A 17,879-nucleotide genomic window follows, 5' to 3' on the forward strand; every position below is an offset into this window, starting at 1 on the left:
TAAACGATATGCAGCAATGTGATAATCAACAGTATTACCCTGCTTCTTACATGCTATTAATTTTAAATAAATTATTAAAAATCATCATCTTAAATTATCATAATTTTTGAAATGATTTGCACTTTTTATTTTTTGATCATTTTTAGATAAGTAAAGCACAATACTTCGTTTAATTTTTACCGCAATATTGCTTAGCGTTTTGGTATCAACTGAATGGTGCCAATATGTCTAGTTTAAACTCATCTCAGCAAGCTTTTGTGATCGAAAACGATCAGCAGGCTTTAAATGCAGCTTACCAAGTTGCAGATTTTGCTTTGATTGAACGCAATCAACGTGATCAACTTCGTATTTTACCTAACGATGTGATTGAACAGTTTAGCCTAAAAGGATTAGGCGGAATTCGTATTGCCCAAAAATACGGTGGCGCTGCTATTTCCAATGTGACCTTGGCGCATGTTTTTCGTATTTTATCGAAAGCAGATGCCAGTGTTGGGCAAATTCCTCAGAATCAGTTTGGTCTACTCAATGCGATTGAAAGTATTGCCAATGAAAAGCAAAAACAATTTATTTATAACGAAATTTTAAAAGGTAAACGTCTTGCCAATGGCGGGCCAGAGCGCAATACAAAAGACAGTAAAACCATTGCCACACGTTTAGATCAAATCAATGGCCAATATCTGTTAAATGGTGAAAAGTTTTATTCTACAGGTGCATCTTTTGCGGATTGGCTTGCTATACGTGCCATCGACGCGATGGGTAAAACGGTTCTAAGTATTATCGATGCAAAAGCTGAAGGGGTTGAAATCGCCAATGATTGGGACGGTTTTGGACAACGGACTACAGCAAGTGGAACAGTCAAACTTAAAAATGTAGTGGTCAATCCTGAGTTAATTTTAGATGAAAAACCATTGGCTGACCCTCGTAAATATCGTGGTGCATATTCTCAACTGATCCAAGTTGCAATCGATGTCGGCATTGCTGAGGCAGCATTTGCAGACACCTTATCCGCAATTCATAAAGCACGTCCAATCGTGGATGCCAATGTCGAAAAAGCCAGTTTTGAAGCTTATACCCTACAAGAGGTAGGCAAACTCGATATTTTGCTCAATGCCGCAATCCTACTACTAGATGAAGCTGCTAAATATCTTGATCAACTTGATTCACAAGACATTGTCAGTCCAGAACAAGCCAGTAAAGCCTCGATTATCGTGGCCGAAGCCAAAGTCTATGCCAATGATGCAGCACTACAAATTTCAGAAAAACTTCTGGAATTAGGGGGTAGTCGCTCCAGTTTAGAAATTCACAATTTAGATCAACATTGGCGTAATGCACGTGTGCATACCCTGCATGATCCTGTGCGCTGGAAACACTACGCAATTGGTCATTTTTATTTGAATGGCACGCAAGATCAAAGACATGCGTGGATTTAATCGTCAGATTAAACAGACAAAACAAACATTCAAGGAAAATAACATGACAACTTATCAAGATATTCATAAAGTTCTAGATGCTGAAAATACAGCTTTTGCTCAAGCACATATTATCCAGTCCGATGCAGAAGCATTGGAAATTGCAGAACAGCTCAGTCAGCAATTTAAACTAAATGCAGTCTCGCGTGATACCGCACGTGAACTTCCTTTTGAAGAAATTGAAGCATTTAGCCAATCTGGTTTATGGGCAATCACCGTTCCAAAACAATACGGCGGTGCCGATGTATCCAGTCATACTGTTGCAAAAATTATTGCCCTTTTTAGTGGTGCAGATGGCTCAATTGGGCAAATTCCACAAAATCATTTTTATGCATTAGAAGTATTGCGTAATACAGGTACAGATACGCAAAAACAAAAACTCTACAGCGAAGTATTAAAAGGTGCGCGCTTTGGTAATGCATTATCAGAGTTTAAAACTAAGACTGCAGCTCAAAAGCATACGCAAATCACTCAATCTAAACGCAACAATACGCAAGGTTTTGAAGTGAATGGAGAAAAGTTTTATTGCACAGGTAGTCTTTTCGCACATCGTATTCCCACCCTTGTACGAGATGCCGATGATCGTGAATATTTAGCATTTATCCCATCCGATGCGCAAGGCTTACAACGCATAGATGATTGGTCTGGTTTTGGGCAAAAAACCACAGGCAGTGGCACGGTAAAATTTAATCAAGTTTTTGTAGCTGCAGAAGATGTGATTGTCTTTGATACAGCATTTTCAAACCCAACACTGGTTGGGCCTTTTGCGCAAATTATGCATGCAGCAATTGAAACAGGGATTGCAAGAGCTGCATTTGAAGAAACGCTTCAACATGTCAAACAAGCGCGTGCATGGATTGATGCCAATGTGGAACGTGCCGACCAAGATCCTTTAACCATTTATGAAATTGGAAAAGTGGCTGCGGATGTGCGTGCTAGCGAAGTGCTCTTAAAACAAGCAGCACAGTCTATTGATGCAGCAAAACCAGATCCTACTGCTGAAAATATTGCCAAAGCCTCTATAGATGTTGCCAAAGTCCGTGCGCATAGCACCGAAACAGCCTTGAAAGCCTCATCAAAACTGATTGAGTTGGCAGGTAGTCGTGGTAGCCAACGTGCAGATGGCCTAGACCGTCATTGGCGTAATGCACGTGTACATACACTGCATGATGCTTCTCGCTGGAAATATTATTTTATTGGAAATTATGTCTTGAACAATATTCTTCCACCACGTCGAGGAACATTGTAATGAGTAATAATATTCAAAATACTGAAATTCATACAGAAACGAACACAGAAATAAACAATTCCAAGAAAAAGATCCTGCTAAATGCTTTTGATATGAACAGTGTGGGCCATATCAATCATGGTTTATGGGCACATCCACGAGATGAGTCACATCGTTTTAATGAGTTGAGTTATTGGACAGATTTGGCCAAAACCTTAGAACGTGGTCTGTTTGATGGTTTGTTTATTGCAGATATCACAGGGACTTATGATGTCTATCAAAATGGTATCGATTTAACCCTTAGAGAATCAATTCAACTCCCAAGCCACGACCCTGCTACTTTGGTTTCTGCTATGGCTTCTGTCACAGAAAATTTAGGTTTTGGGATAACGGTGAATTTAAGTTATGAAACGCCTTATCAGTTTGCACGTCGTTTTGGCAGTTTAGATCATCTGACTCAAGGACGTATTGGCTGGAATATTGTCACAGGTTACTTAGACAGTGCTGAACGCTTAATCGGTCAAAAAGGTTTAAAAGACCATGATTTACGCTATGAACAGGCTGAAGAGTTTTTAGAGCTTTGCTACAAGTTTTGGGAAGGCTCTTGGGAAAATGATGCTGTCTTAAAAGATAAACAAAAACGTATTTTCACAGATCCACGCAAAGTGCATTCAATTCAGCATCATGGGCGGTTTTACCAAAGCGAAGGCGTATTTCAAGTTTCACCTTCTCCACAACGAACACCTGTACTCTTTCAAGCAGGCGCTTCACCACGTGGATTAGCTTTTTCAACACGCCATGCAGAATGTGTTTTCATTGGTGGAGATCACCCTGAAAAAATTAAACAGCAAGCCGATAAAATCCGTGAACTTGCAACTCAACAAGGTCGTAATCCTGAAGATATAAAAATCTTTGTTGGAATTACCGTTGTGACTGCTGAAACAGATCTCTTGGCTCAACAAAAGTTGGCTGAATATATCCGCTATGCAAGTCCTGAAGCAGGTTTGGCACATTACTCAAGCTCTGTGGGTATTGACCTATCTAAATATGCCGATGATGAAGCCATTCCTTACCAACAGACCAATAGTATTGCCTCTGTCAATCACAAGTTTAAGGAAAATAAAATCACACCTAATGACCTAAAAGCACAACATATTTTAGGTGGTCGCTACCCACTGATTATCGGTAGTGGTGAAACCGTCGCTAAACAGCTGATTCAGTTGATAGATGAAACGGGTATTGATGGTTTTAACCTAACACGTACCGTTGCACCTGAGTCACATCATGATTTTATTGATTTTGTTATTCCTGAATTACAGCAACGCGGTCGATTTAAAACAGAATACCACCAAGGTTCTTTGAGAAATAAAATCTTTAAAAATGGGGATCATTTAACGACGCAGCACCCTGCTGCTCATTTCCGATGTCAAAACGATAAAGATAAGCAACACATCGTAAGAGAAATAGCAGATAAGCAAAGTGCTTAATTGGTCTAAAAATAATTTTATTCACATTCATTTGTAAACGAAATTAGTAATTAATTCTCAATGAAAGTTCCCTCTCCTTTATTAAAGGAGAGGGTTAGGGAGAGGATTCTTAAAAGCCCCTCATCCTAACCTTCTCCCAAAGGGAGAAGGAATATATTGAACATCATTTTAAGGTAAAAATTAAATTTTAAGGGGTTATAGATGACTCAAACCAATTCAACTACTAACAATGCATCAAAGAATAAATTCATTATTCTTGGCATTGTCATTATTGCCGTAATTGCAGGGCTTTTCTACTGGAATCAACATAAAAAATCAGGCTCAGAAATCATCACCATTGGTATAAGCCCTCCCTTTGCAAAACCATTGCAAGTGGCTGTGGACGAAGCAAAGAAACAAGGGATCAATGTCAAACTGGTTGAATTTTCCGACTGGAATACACCGAATATTACGCTAAATCATGGTGATATCGATGCTAACTATTTTCAACATCAACCCTTTCTAAGCAACGCCTTAAAAGAGACTGACTTTAAACTTAAGCCACTCAATGTAGGTGTGGCAACACATGTCGGTTTGTATTCTAAAAAATACAATTCATTGGATGCTGTACCTGAACATGCTCGTGTGGTTATTCCCAATGATCCTGTGAATCAAGGCCGTGCCTTACTTTTATTACAACAAGCGAAATTAATCACATTAAAAGACCCAAACAACCATTTATCAAATCTGCAAGACATCACTGCTAACCCTAAAAACTTTAAATTTATTGAAGTTGAAGGCCCACAAACGGCTCGTGCTGTTGATGATGCTGATCTCGTGTTTAGTTACCCGCTGTACCTACGTCTTGCTAAAACCATCGATCCAAATAAAGCATTGTTATTGGATGATAATACCAATACTCGCTATGCCATTTTATTTGTCGTGAAAGATGATTATGAGCAAAAGCATCCTGAAAAAGCCAAGCATTTACAAGAATTTATTAAAATTTACCAAACTTCTGACAAAGTAAAACAAGCTTTGAATAGTGATATTGGTGCAAATCTTTGGTTTGCAGGCTGGAAGTAAAGATTAGAAATCATAGCTTCATGCCTTTCATTCATTCTGTACAGCTCTGTAATACAAATACGGAAAATAAAAGAGTGAAAGGTATTTAAACGAATAAATAAGGATAATTAAAATGGCGAGTTTCGGGTCACAGGTCGATTTTTCAGTCCCACATATCAAAATTCGTAATTTGAATAAATATTATGATGGGCAAGATCAACAGATACATGCATTAAAGAATATTAGTCTCGATATTCCGCAGGGTAAGATTTTTGGCATTATTGGAAAAAGTGGTGCAGGAAAATCATCGCTTATTCGGACATTAAATGGTTTAGAAAAAATTTCTGAGGGCAGCATTCACATTCATCAACAGGATTTATCTGCATCCAATCACGCTGAGCTTATTCAAATTCGGCAAAAAATTGGCATGATTTTTCAGCATTTCAATTTAATGTCTGCCAAAACGGTGTGGGAAAATGTCGCCCTTCCATTAAAAATAGCCAATGTCGATAAAGCTGAAATTGAAAGCCGTGTAAATGAAGTTTTGCAATGGGTTGGATTAGGCGATAAAGCACACAACTACCCTTCGCAACTTTCTGGTGGTCAAAAGCAACGTGTCGGTATTGCCCGTGCCTTGGTACATCATCCTGAAATTTTACTCTGTGATGAAGCCACCTCAGCACTTGACCCTGAAAGCACCTCAGTCATTTTAGCTTTATTGAAAAAAATTAATCACGAATTGGGCATTACCATTGTTTTAATTACCCATGAAATGCAAGTCATTCGTGAAATCTGTGATCAGGTTGTAGTGATTGAACAGGGTGAAATTGTGGAATCTGGGCAAGTTTGGTCTGTATTTTCTCGTCCTGAACAGAAAATTACCCAAGAGTTGTTAAATCTAGAACAACTTGATCTACCTTTTTCTGTAGATACTGAATTACAGGATGATTCAACGCATAGCATTTTAAAACTACGTTATGAAACGGATCCGAGACATTCACCAGACTTAACGCAAATCTTTCAAATTTTTGAAAAATCTGTACATCTGTACCAAAGCCATATCGACAATATCCAAAATCATGTGATTGGTCATTTGATCATTGCTACAGCACAAACAGATTTAGATATCCAATCGCTTCGAGAAAAATTAAAACATCAAATTGCACAGATAGAGGTATTGGGTTATGCACGACCAACTCATTGATTTACTGTTGACTGGTACGATTGATACCTTATTGATGGTCGGTGTATCTGCCTTTTTTGCTTTTTTAATTGGTTTGCCTTTGGCCGTGATTTTGGTGAATACATCTGAACAAGGTATCTATCCTTCTCAGAAAATAAATCATATTTTAGGCTCTATTATTAATATTACACGCTCTGTTCCATTTTTAATTTTAATGGTTGCCCTCATTCCTCTAACACGTTGGATTGTAGGAACAAGTTATGGGGTTTGGGCGGCTGTAGTGCCTTTATCACTTGCTGCCACACCTTTCTTCGCCCGCATCGCTGAGGTTAGTTTACGTGAAGTCGATCAAGGTTTAATTGAAGCAGCTCAGGCGATGGGATGTAATCGTAAGCAAATTATTTGGCATGTGCTGTTACCTGAGGCTTTGCCGGGTATCGTGGCTGGATTTACAGTCACCATTGTTACCATGATTAATTCGTCTGCGATTGCGGGTGCAATTGGTGCAGGTGGTTTAGGTGATATTGCCTACCGTTATGGATATCAGCGTTTTGATATGCAAATCATGTTTGCCGTTATTGTGGTCTTGGTTGCATTGGTCATGATCATTCAAGCTTTTGGTGACCATTTAGCAAGCCAGTTAGATAAAAGGAAGGTTTGAGTAATTTAAGATCTTTTTTAGAAGCAAAGCCATGTTTAAAATAAACCAGTTTTTTATTTTAAACATCCGCTATTCCCATAAAATAAAAAACGCTATATTCGATGTAGATAAATACCCCCTCTTCTTACTTAATATCAAAATTAAAAGATAATTGGATAAAAAATTATGCGAAATTTGAATGATATCAAAGTACTTGCTTTTGATGTATTTGGTACTGTAGTCAATTGGCATTCATCTATTGTTCAAGAAATCGATAATTTAAATTTAGAGATTGATTCAAATCAGTTTGCATTAGATTGGCGTGCTGGCTACCGCCCTGCAATGGATAAAGTGTTTTCAGGCGAACTACCATGGACATCTATAGATGATTTACATCGTTTAATTTTAGATGAATTATTGGATAAATATCATATTCATAGTCTAACTGAAGCACAAAAAGTTCATCTTAATCATGCATGGCATCGCCTAACACCATGGAAAGATACTGTTTCTGCATTAGAACAACTCAAAGAAAAATATATTATTTGTACACTTTCGAACGGAAATATTCGCTTACTCGTCGATATGGCGAAAAATGCAAAACTACCATGGGACTATATATTCTCAGCTGAAAACTTCAAAGCGTACAAGCCCTCACCTCAAACCTACCTAGGTGTTGCCGAATTACTTGATGTCTTGCCTAGTCAAGTGATGATGGTTGCCGCACATCATTCTGATTTAGAAGCAGCACGTTCATGTGGACTATTCACAGCTTATATTGAAAGACCTTATGAGTATGGCTCATCCCAATTAAAAGACATCAGCCCTTGCGCTGAAAATGATCTGCATGCTACAGACCTTTTAAACTTGGTTCATTTATTAAAATAATAATGACCCAATGAATAAACCCATGGATACCAAATCAGCAATTTAAACCTAGATCATGACGATCCATTTAAAACTTGTACCTTAGACCTGACTTTGTCATGGCTTTCATGTAAAATCAGCGACAATTTTTATATAACACGTTGTGAGTTACTTCATGGGTTTTAATTGCGGTATTGTCGGCTTGCCGAACGTTGGTAAATCTACACTTTTCAATGCATTGACTAAAGCTGCTATTGCTGCGGAAAACTTCCCATTCTGTACCATTGAACCAAATACAGGCATCGTACCTGTACCTGATCCACGTTTAGACAAATTAACAGCCATTGTAAAACCGCAACGTGTCATTCCAACCACGATGGAATTTGTAGACATCGCAGGTTTAGTTGCAGGCGCATCTAAAGGTGAAGGTTTGGGTAACCAATTCCTTGCAAATATCCGTGAAACTGATGCTATTGCTCATGTTGTACGTTGTTTTGAAGATGAAAATGTTATCCATGTGAATGGTAAAATTGATCCATTAGATGACATCGCAACAATCAATACTGAACTTGCACTTGCAGACTTGGAAACTGTAACCAAGGCAGTCACACGTTTAGCTAAATCAGCAAAAAGTGGTGATAAAGAAGCGCTTGCGACTAAAGCTGTATTAGACAAAATCTTGCCATTACTAGATGAAGGCAAACCTGCTCGTGCTGCTGATTTAGATGATGATGAGCGTAAATTGGTTCGTGGTTTTGGTTTAATGACTTTAAAACCAACCATGTATATTGCGAACGTTGCAGAAGATGGTTTTGAAAATAATCCACATTTAGACGCTGTTAAAAAATTAGCTGCTGAAGAAAATGCGATTGTTGTTCCTTTATGTAACCAAATCGAAGCTGAAATTTCACTACTTGAAGATGAAGATCGTGCAGAGTTTCTTGAAGCTTTAGGAATGGAAGAACCAGGTCTAAACGTGGTGATTCGTGCAGGTTATTCATTGCTTGGTCTGCAAACTTACTTCACGGCTGGCGTACAAGAAGTACGTGCTTGGACAGTTAAAGTTGGCGCAACTGCACCTCAAGCAGCGGGTGTGATTCACACTGACTTTGAAAAAGGCTTTATTCGTGCTGAATGTGTAGCTTATGATGACTTCATTCAATTTAACGGCGAATCTGGTGCAAAAGAAGCTGGTAAATGGCGCTTAGAAGGCAAAACTTACGTGGTTCAAGACGGCGACGTTCTACACTTCCGTTTTAATGTTTAACTCTTAGATAAATCTTTTCAATAGATTTGTGAGATAAAACAGAAAAAAATGCCCTGATCATTCAGGGCATTTTTTTAATCTTTGCATAGCATTTGAATCACCAGTTTATACATGTGCTACTTTGGCATCCATTTCAGCACGTTGCTTCTTCGCAGCTTCTAACATTCTCGCTTGTAAATCTTTACGCAAACCCAGTAGGAATACGAACTCAGCCAAAACAAATAAAGGGCCAATGGCTAATCCAACAAGATCATCAACAAATGCAGGTTTTTTCTTTTCATAAAAATGCCCAACAAATTGGAAGACCCAACCCACGACAAAGATGCCAATACTTAACATTAGCCAAGTACCCGTACCCATCTGAGCAATTTTATATGCAAATGGATACGCAATCGCAAAGATAATCAACATGAGAATACCGAAGATTTTATCGAGGCTTAAATAATAAATTATACTTGCCACAATCAACACTAAAGCAAGTGTGAACTCAAAACCTGCAACCACGATCCCTGCTCTAGCGGTTAAACATATAATTGAAAATACAATCATAGGAATACCAATAAAATGTGTCATCACATTTTTATGATCTAGATGGTACGCAGCATATTGACTCAGTAACTGCTCAAGCTTTGACATTTCAATCGTCCTTGTAAAATACTTTTATTCAATATATAAAAAAAACCAGATGTAAGTTGTCGGCTAAGTGACAATTACAAATAATTGATTTTTAAGACTCACCATAAGGATTGAATGTGCTCACGGAAACGGAACTCAGCGTCTTACAAAATAATGTATGGTACTCACAACTACCGAGTCTATTTCAAGATTTTATTGTCAAACACGCAACACACTTATATGTAGAACGCGATCAAGCTATATTTCATCATGGCGATACTTTTGATGGGATTTACGCTGTCATTCAAGGCAAAGTCCGCTTAGGTTATATAGATATAGAAGGTAATGAATCCATAGCAGCCATTGCTGAACCGATTATGTGGTTTGGTGAAATTTCACTGGTTGACCAGCAACCTCGCTCACACCATGCAATTGCATTAGAAAAAAGTACCATTCTAAAAATTTCGAGTATCGCTATTGAGGAAATACTTAGACAGCATCCACAGTTTTGGTTTCATATTGCACAATTAACCAGTCAAAAATTACGTATCGCCTTTCTTGAACTGATTGCGATTCAAACCTTAAACATCAGTCAAAGACTGGCTCAACGACTGCTTTTTATTTTGAATGGCTATGGCAATCATGTGCAAATTGAAAACCATATTATTCATCTATCACAAGAGCAATTGGCCCAAATGCTGATGTGTTCAAGACAAACCATTAACCAAGAATTACACTTATTGGAACAACAAGGTATTTTAAAAATTGCCTTTAGAAAAGTAGAAATCCTTGATATTCAAAAGCTTCATTCATTGGCGTATTCAGCAATGTAAGTATTGAAAATAAATCACGCGAAAATTATTCTATTAAAAAATGATGGTGAACATTAAACCAAGCTTAAATAACTGGAATTTATAATCATTTTCATCATTAAAATATACAAATGATCTATTCCGCTTTACATAAAATAGATTTATATTTTTGTTTAGGCGCCGATGCCATGATACCAAAGATGAAAATATGAAAAAAATCACAACACTTGTTACCGCTGGACTTTTCACACTACTGAGTGCTTCAGCTTTTGCATGTCCGAAAGGTACAACGCTGGTTGGTGGAACTGGGCCAAACCATAAAGGTGGCTCATGTGTAGCGGCAAATGGTGCAACTCAGAAAGCGAAAACCGAAACAACAAAAGCCAAAGCTGATGCAACAAAGGCCAAAGATAAAGCAACAACCTCTACAAAAACAGCAACAGACAAATCTAAAGAAACTGCCCTGAAAGCAAAAACAGAGACAACGTCTAAAGTGAAAACTGAGGCTGATGCAAAAACCAAAGCAGCAACCCAAACAAAGGCAAAGGTAGAAACAAAAACTCAAATGACCAAAGATGCAAAAGACAAAGCTGTAAAAACTGCTTCAACAAATCCTTTGAAACCTTGATTAATATAAAATCAGTGATCAAATAAAATGGCGAAATTAGAATTTCGCCATTTTTAAAATCAATAAATAAGAAAACACAAAACTAGAAAAGATTAGTATTGGCTTTGGTATTACCTAAACTCGGGTGATCTATTGCATCTTTACACTGTGCTTTGTCACGTTCATATTCTTGTTGAGTTTTGACAAGTTGTCCATCTTTTTCCAATGTCGCTCTCGCCCACGAATCTAAACTGGTCAAAGCTTTACGACACAAAGCATATTTTCCTTCAGTCACAGAATCCGTCATTTTGACATTGATACGCCAGTCTGTACTGAGCTTACGCACAGGTTTACGTACATTTTCCTGAATCAAATTTAATTGTTTACGATATACAAATGGATCAACTTGGTTCATTAGTTTCCAAGCTTCATTGGCATACGTCGTTGCATCATTGGTCAGTTTAGGCGCAGTTTTAATCTCGACTTTCTCTTTAGGTTCAGTGGATGAATTACCACAAGCTGATAAAGTTATCGCACTAATCACCAAGCTCATACTCAATAAAACTTTCGACTGAATTGCGAACATCAAGTTACGCCTAAATAAACATTTCGGCACTATGCTATTAAATTCAGGTAAAATACACAATCTTGATTTCGTTTTTGTTTTATTCCCTCGCTTAGGTGTATCGTGTCCAAACACAATTCTCCAGTCGTTGCTGCTGGTTTTTGGCAAGGCGCTAAAGATAGTCAAGCCATTATCTTTACATATTTACCTGTGTCTTTTGCTTTTGGCGTTTCTGCAACACAATTCGGTTTTAGTGCATGGGAAGCTTTATTTCTATCCTGTTCGATGTATGCAGGAGCAAGCCAATTCCTAGTCGTTGCACTTTTAGGCAGTGGTACTTCGATTTGGATGACAGCACTCACTGTGATTGCTTTAGATATTCGTCACGTTTTATATGGCCCTGCATTGCAAAATTTAATTCAAGACCGTTTAAATATGAAGAAAACGGCGATTTGGGCGTGGGGACTTACCGATGAAGTTTTTGCTGCGGGCATGATTAAACTGTCACAACGTCGCCAAGAATGGTCAGAATCATGGATGCTTGGACTGAGTCTATTTAGTTGGCTATCATGGGCACTCGGTTCATTTTTAGGTGGTTTATTTGCAGATCAAGTCAGTCATCTACCGCAATTTTTACAAGCCGCTTTGGACTTCTTACTGCCTGCTTTATTCCTAAGCTTCTTACTTGCAGCCTTTGAGAAAAAATATACTTTTGTGGTTGCTGTATCTTTAATCGTTTCAGCGATCGCATGTTATTTTATCAATATGTCTGCTGCAATTTTTATCGGGATTGCGTCGGGTATTTTGGCAGGGTTATTTAAATATTATGTCCTCAAACAACATGATGAAGTGAGTGTTTAAGATGGATTTACACATTATATTGGTTGGGATATTGGTCGGTATTGCAAACTTTGCTTCACGTTTTGGGCCATTCTACGTGATTCAAAAAACGCAAAAAAATACGCAGAACCGTGGTGCAACGTGGTTAAGAATCGCTTTAAGTAGTATTGGCATTGCAGCGATTAGTTCGATGCTTATTGTTGCGACCCTGCCACCTTTAATTGAAACACCGAATAAAAGTGTCGCAATGTTGGTTGGGTTTATTGTCCTCACTGGACTGTATTTTAAGTTTAAACGTATTGTTTTAGCGACGTTAACAGCAGCTTTGGCCTATGGTTTGGTTTATACCTATATACCGCTGTAATCAAATAAAGTCTTTCGTTACTATTTTCAATTTAAAAAGCATGAGGGATAATAGGTATTGATTATAAATAAAGAAAAATATCATGTCACAAATCAAAATTTATGCATTAAATGAAACAATTGCACAACTTAGAATCAAACTTTCAAATGCCATTCATGAAGCACTTGTCGAATCTTTGGCATACCCAAAAGAGAAAATATTTCAACGTTTCATTCCTTTAGAAAAAGAGAACTTCATTTATCCTGCTGATCGAAATGATTTATACACCATCATTGAGATATCAATGTTCGAGGGTCGTTCTAAAGAAGCAAAGAAAGCATTCATTTTAAAATTGATTGAAAATATACACTTACAATGTGGTATTGGTATCAATGATATCGAAATTACTATTTTTGAAACACCCAAAGAGAATTGGGGAATACGGGGTCAAAATGCGGATGAACTGGTATTGAATTACAAAGTGAATGTCTAAACAGAACACTATTTTTAAATGCAATTACTATATCTACTCTGCTGTTAGACAATATCAAGATTTTATCTCAATTCCCCCTTAACACTCGCCCTAGTTCTGCTATGCTTAAACCTTATAAATTCTAAGCATGGAAGAATCGCATGAGCGTCACAATTGGTACTCCACTTCAACCTTCAGCTTTTAAGGTCTTGCTTTTGGGATCGGGTGAATTAGGTAAAGAAGTGGTCATTTCCCTACAACGTCTTGGTGTCGAAGTACACGCTGCCGATCGTTATGAAAATGCACCAGCCATGCAAGTTGCGCATTTCTCTTATGCCTTAAATATGGCAGATCCTATAGAATTAAAAGCACTCATAGAAAAAGTCAAACCTGATTTAATTGTTCCTGAAATCGAAGCCATTGCAACTCAAGTGCTTGTTGAAATAGAACAACAGAACATTGCGACCGTCATTCCTTCTGCAAAAGCGGTTAATCTCACAATGAACCGTGAAGGTATTCGTCGTTTAGCAGCTGAAGAATTAGGCTTACCGACATCTGCTTATCGTTTTGCTGATACCTTAGAAAGTTTCCGTGCTGCATGTGATGATATTGGTTATCCTAACTTTGTAAAACCAGTGATGTCTTCATCGGGTAAAGGTCAATCTCGCGTTAAAGAATTTTCTGAAGTTGATGCGGCATGGGAATATGCTCAAACAGGCGGTCGTGTCAATCAAGGCACCGTCATTGTTGAATCACAAATTGATTTTGACTTTGAAATCACACTGCTCACAGCCCGTTCTAAAAATCCTGAAACAGGTGTAATTGAAACCTCATATTGTGACCCTATTGGACATCGTCAAGATGCAGGCGATTATGTTGAAAGCTGGCAGCCTCAACAGATGACCGAAGCAGCGTTAACTGAAGCAAAACGTATTGCCAATAAAGTGACTGTGGCACTGGGTGGCTGCGGTATTTTTGGGGTAGAACTGTTTGTAAAAGCAGATAAAGTATGGTTTAGTGAAGTATCTCCTCGCCCACACGATACAGGTTTAGTCACGCTTGCATCACAATTCCAAAGTGAATTTGAATTACATGCACGTGCAATTTTAGGTTTACCTGTAAATACACAACGCCATAGTGTTGCTGCGAGCGCAGTCATCTATGCGGGAGTAGATGCAAGTAATCTTTCTTATTCTGGCTTGAATTTTGCTTTGCAAAATCCAAATACAGATTTACGTCTTTTTGGAAAACCTGAAGGCTTTAAACGTCGCCGTATGGGCGTAGCAACTGCACGCGCTGAAAATACAGATAAAGCACGTGAACTTGCTTTTGAAGCTGCATCAAAAGTGACTGTTCATTTAGGCACTGCTGACATTTCATAAATGCTTTGCATTATTGGCTAAAATTGAAATGATTTTAGCCAAACGCCCAAAAGAATTAACCCATAATTTTCGGACAATATCTCCATGATCAACACCTCTCCTCTGTTGGAATATGTAAACGATAATCACGACATTCAAGGCATTACCCAATGGCGTAGCATTGTCGAACAACAGTTAAATGAGGCTTTCGATCATGGTTCTCCAATCCGAGATATTATTCGCACACGATCAAACTTGATCGATCAGGCTTTAACTTTTCTTTGGAATCATGCTGAGCTTGATCAAGAGGAATTTGGTCTTTTTGCAGTGGGTGGTTATGGGCGACGTGAGATGTTGCCGTATTCCGACGTCGATATCATGGTGCTTTCCAAAGATGAATTGACCAAAGCACAAGAAAAAAAGGTTACCTCATTTATCTCATCACTTTGGGATGTGGGGAATTTCAAACCGGGGATCAGCGTTCGCTCAATTCCGTCATGCTTTGAACAAGCCACCAATGATTTAACCGTTGCAACAACCCTGATCGAAGCGCGTTTAATTACAGGTGATCAACATCTTATTAAATGGCCTAGACGAATTGTTTCACAAACGTGGACAGATCGAACATTCTTTGATGCCAAGATGGATGAGCAAGCTCGTCGTTATGCTCAACATAACAATACCGAAAGCAACCTAGAACCAGACATTAAAAATGCACCGGGTGGTATTCGAGATATTAATCAAATTGGTTGGATTGCCAAACGACATTTTCGTGTTAATCGCATTTATGACCTCGTCCACTTAGGTTTTATTTCAGAATTTGAATTGAGTGTTTTAGAAGATGCTGAAAATTTCCTTTGGGAAATTCGTCACCATTTACATCGTTTAACCAAACGTGATGAAAATCGTTTATTGTTTGATTATCAACGTGATATTGCTGCAAAATTTGGTTATAACCGTGAGGATGACCATCATCCAAACTACCCAATTGAACAGTTCATGAAACGTTACTATCGAACTGCGCAACAAGTCAGCACACTCAATGAAATGCTATTGGCATATTTCAATGAATCAGTCATCACACCACGTTTGCCTAACTATGAACGTAAAATCGAAAGTATTAATGAACATTTTAAATTGGTTGATGGCAAACTTGCCGTTCAACATCATAAAATTTTCTCTGAAAATCCAAGTGCAATTTTAGAAATTTTCTATTTATTGGCGAACCGTCCTGAAATTGAAGGAATCCGTGCACGCACTTTAAGATTGTTGACTTTAGCTGCAAAACGAATCGATCAATCTTATCGTGCGAACCCAGCCAATCAAGCTCTATTCATGGCGATTATTCGTTCACCGCATCGTTTATATGAAACCATGGTTGCAATGAAACGCTATGGTGTATTGGGCAATTATATTCCTGCTTTTGGTCAGATTTTGGGGCTAATGCAATATGATTTATTTCATATTTACACAGTAGATGCGCATACTTTATTACTGATTCGAAATTTAAATCGTTTTAAAGAACCTGAATTTGCAAAAGATTACCCTGTCGTAAGTTCAGTCTTTCAACGTTTAGTCCGTCGTGACATCGTATTTTTAGCCGCATTATTTCATGACATTGCCAAAGGCCGTGGCGGAGACCACAGTGAGCTAGGTGCAGAAGATGCAATTGAATTCTGTCAGGCACATGGCTTTACTGAACGTGAATGCAACTTGGTTGCATGGCTGATTCAAAACCATTTATTGATGTCGATGACGGCGCAGAAAAAAGATATTTCAGACCCAGATGTTGTTAAAGCATTTGCTGAAAAACTCGGTGATATGGAGCATCTAGACTATCTCTACACTTTAACAGTGGCCGATATTAATGCGACTAATCCAAAACTTTGGAATACATGGCGCTCTTCTTTGATGCGTCAATTGTACACACATGCTCGTGATGTGATTCGTTCAGGTCTAGAACGCCCTGTCGATTATCAAATGTTAATTGAAGATACCAAATTCTCTGCAAGTGAAGTACTGGTCAATGAGTTTCCACTAGAGCAAGTTGAAAAAGTTTGGCAAGAACTTGGGGATGAGTATTTCCTCAAAGAATCGGCAGATGAAATTGCATGGCATACTCGCGCCATTTTACAGCACGGCGACAACCCTGCACCATTAGTACTCATGCGAGCGCACCGCAAAGCAGCACAAGATGCTGTACAAATCTTTATTTATACACAAGATCAACCCAACTTATTTGCGACCACTGTTGCAATCTTGGATCGTATGAATTTGGATGTACAAGATGCACGTATTATCACAGCAACCAAAGCCTTTAGTTTAGATACTTATGTGGTTTTAGACCGTTTTGGTACACTTCTCACTGATCCAGAACGTGAACAAACAGTAAAAACAGCTTTAGTCAAAGCGATCAGTGAATCTGATAAATATCCGGGTTTAATGCAACGTCGTATTCCACGTCAATTACGCCATTTTGACATTGAAAATACCGTTGATATCACACTCAATGAAGCCTTGGGTCAAAATATGGTGGAAATTTCGACACTAGACCAACCCGGCTTGTTAGCACGTATTGGTGGGTTGTTTATGATGCAAGGATTGGATATCCACTCTGCTAGAATTGCCACACTCGGTGAAAAAGCAGAGGATATTTTCTTTGTCACTAAAAAAGATGGTAAACCACTGAATGATGAAGAAGTCGAAGTCTTTGCTGCAAAATTAAAAGCAGCATTGGATGAAGCTTCTAGTCAAATTTTTGGTCAGCATTAAAGCTTTTTAATTCAAACTTAATAAGCTTATAAATAAATTTCGATACGCGTAAACGTCATTCGCAACTTGTTTAAGACATGAGGAATATATTCCGCAAGATTTGTAATAGTATGTTTCTACGGTACATTAATCAAAAGATGGTAGTGAACGAGCTTTGCGGTGAGGAGCAATGTTCCGCAAGACGGTTTTCTTGCGAAGCTCCACTTCTCATTTTCCGAAAGTCTTGCGAGATATTATCTCTCAGGTCGAGCCTGAACAAGATTGAAATATATTTCAGGCGAAGTGCAAGACGAAGTGGGCTAATCCC

The 17,879-nt window shown here is 38.3% G+C and carries 16 protein-coding genes and 1 pseudogene; 15 read left to right on the plus strand and 2 right to left on the minus strand.

Annotated features, from left to right (window positions below; genetic code table 11):
• Window positions 1-224: 224 nt before the first annotated feature.
• From ACY45D_RS10680 to ychF, 8 genes are all read left to right on the plus strand, one after another.
• The gene (locus ACY45D_RS10680; protein ID WP_463106731.1) at window positions 225-1,430 is read left to right on the plus strand and encodes an SfnB family sulfur acquisition oxidoreductase; all 1,206 of its coding nucleotides are present in this window, start codon (window positions 225-227) and stop codon (window positions 1,428-1,430) included.
• A 43-nt stretch (window positions 1,431-1,473) separates the two neighbouring features.
• On the plus strand, window positions 1,474-2,718 hold the full coding sequence (locus ACY45D_RS10685; protein WP_463106732.1) for an SfnB family sulfur acquisition oxidoreductase: 1,245 nt from the start codon (window positions 1,474-1,476) through the stop codon (window positions 2,716-2,718).
• Window positions 2,718-4,184 (plus strand): LLM class flavin-dependent oxidoreductase, encoded by a 1,467-nt coding sequence (locus ACY45D_RS10690; protein WP_463106733.1) that lies wholly within the window; start codon window positions 2,718-2,720, stop codon window positions 4,182-4,184. Before ACY45D_RS10685 ends, ACY45D_RS10690 begins: the two co-directional genes overlap by 1 nt.
• 201 nt (window positions 4,185-4,385) lie before the next feature.
• A complete protein-coding gene (locus ACY45D_RS10695) occupies window positions 4,386-5,249 on the plus strand; it encodes a MetQ/NlpA family ABC transporter substrate-binding protein (protein ID WP_463106734.1) in 864 nt (287 codons plus the stop codon).
• Window positions 5,250-5,361: 112 nt separating this feature from the next.
• Entirely contained in the window at window positions 5,362-6,432 is a 1,071-nt protein-coding gene (locus ACY45D_RS10700; protein ID WP_463106735.1) for a methionine ABC transporter ATP-binding protein, read from the plus strand.
• Window positions 6,413-7,072, plus strand: a complete 660-nt coding sequence (locus tag ACY45D_RS10705) for a methionine ABC transporter permease (RefSeq protein WP_463106736.1) — start codon at window positions 6,413-6,415, stop codon at window positions 7,070-7,072. Before ACY45D_RS10700 ends, ACY45D_RS10705 begins: the two co-directional genes overlap by 20 nt.
• A gap of 165 nt (window positions 7,073-7,237) precedes the next feature.
• Window positions 7,238-7,939, plus strand: a complete 702-nt coding sequence (locus ACY45D_RS10710) for a haloacid dehalogenase type II (protein ID WP_463106737.1) — start codon at window positions 7,238-7,240, stop codon at window positions 7,937-7,939.
• A 154-nt stretch (window positions 7,940-8,093) separates the two neighbouring features.
• Window positions 8,094-9,185 (plus strand): redox-regulated ATPase YchF, encoded by a 1,092-nt coding sequence (gene ychF, locus ACY45D_RS10715; RefSeq protein WP_463106738.1) that lies wholly within the window; start codon window positions 8,094-8,096, stop codon window positions 9,183-9,185.
• Between the two features lie 105 nt (window positions 9,186-9,290).
• Here ychF and ACY45D_RS10720 read toward each other — a convergent pair whose 3' ends face one another.
• Window positions 9,291-9,821, minus strand: coding sequence for an Mpo1 family 2-hydroxy fatty acid dioxygenase (locus ACY45D_RS10720; protein ID WP_463106739.1), 531 nt, complete (start codon window positions 9,819-9,821; stop codon window positions 9,291-9,293).
• 116 nt (window positions 9,822-9,937) lie between these two features.
• Between ACY45D_RS10720 and ACY45D_RS10725 the strand changes: the two genes are divergently transcribed.
• Both ACY45D_RS10725 and ACY45D_RS10730 read left to right on the plus strand, forming a co-directional pair.
• Complete coding sequence (locus ACY45D_RS10725) at window positions 9,938-10,633, plus strand: Crp/Fnr family transcriptional regulator (protein WP_463106740.1); 696 nt, start codon at window positions 9,938-9,940, stop codon at window positions 10,631-10,633.
• A gap of 187 nt (window positions 10,634-10,820) precedes the next feature.
• A pseudogene (locus ACY45D_RS10730) lies at window positions 10,821-11,135 on the plus strand (hypothetical protein); the annotation flags it as partial.
• A gap of 187 nt (window positions 11,136-11,322) precedes the next feature.
• Here ACY45D_RS10730 and ACY45D_RS10735 read toward each other — a convergent pair.
• Window positions 11,323-11,805, minus strand: coding sequence for a hypothetical protein (locus tag ACY45D_RS10735; RefSeq protein ID WP_463106741.1), 483 nt, complete (start codon window positions 11,803-11,805; stop codon window positions 11,323-11,325).
• Window positions 11,806-11,907: 102 nt separating this feature from the next.
• Between ACY45D_RS10735 and ACY45D_RS10740 the strand changes: the two genes are divergently transcribed.
• The 5 genes from ACY45D_RS10740 to glnD all read left to right on the plus strand — a co-directional run bounded on the left by ACY45D_RS10740 (window position 11,908) and on the right by glnD (window position 17,572).
• Window positions 11,908-12,645, plus strand: coding sequence for an AzlC family ABC transporter permease (locus ACY45D_RS10740; protein ID WP_463106742.1), 738 nt, complete (start codon window positions 11,908-11,910; stop codon window positions 12,643-12,645).
• A gap of 1 nt (window position 12,646) precedes the next feature.
• On the plus strand, window positions 12,647-12,988 hold the full coding sequence (ygaH, locus tag ACY45D_RS10745) for an L-valine transporter subunit YgaH (protein ID WP_463106743.1): 342 nt from the start codon (window positions 12,647-12,649) through the stop codon (window positions 12,986-12,988).
• A gap of 82 nt (window positions 12,989-13,070) precedes the next feature.
• Entirely contained in the window at window positions 13,071-13,460 is a 390-nt protein-coding gene (locus ACY45D_RS10750) for a tautomerase family protein (RefSeq protein WP_463106744.1), read from the plus strand.
• A 140-nt stretch (window positions 13,461-13,600) separates the two neighbouring features.
• Window positions 13,601-14,821, plus strand: coding sequence for a formate-dependent phosphoribosylglycinamide formyltransferase (purT, locus tag ACY45D_RS10755; protein ID WP_463106745.1), 1,221 nt, complete (start codon window positions 13,601-13,603; stop codon window positions 14,819-14,821).
• Between the two features lie 84 nt (window positions 14,822-14,905).
• Window positions 14,906-17,572 carry a [protein-PII] uridylyltransferase gene (gene glnD / locus ACY45D_RS10760; RefSeq protein ID WP_463106746.1) on the plus strand — a complete coding sequence of 889 codons (2,667 nt, stop codon included), beginning with the start codon at window positions 14,906-14,908 and terminating at the stop codon, window positions 17,570-17,572.
• Window positions 17,573-17,879: the final 307 nt, after the last annotated feature.

The organism is Acinetobacter sp. BZX-2 (genome assembly GCF_055179795.1).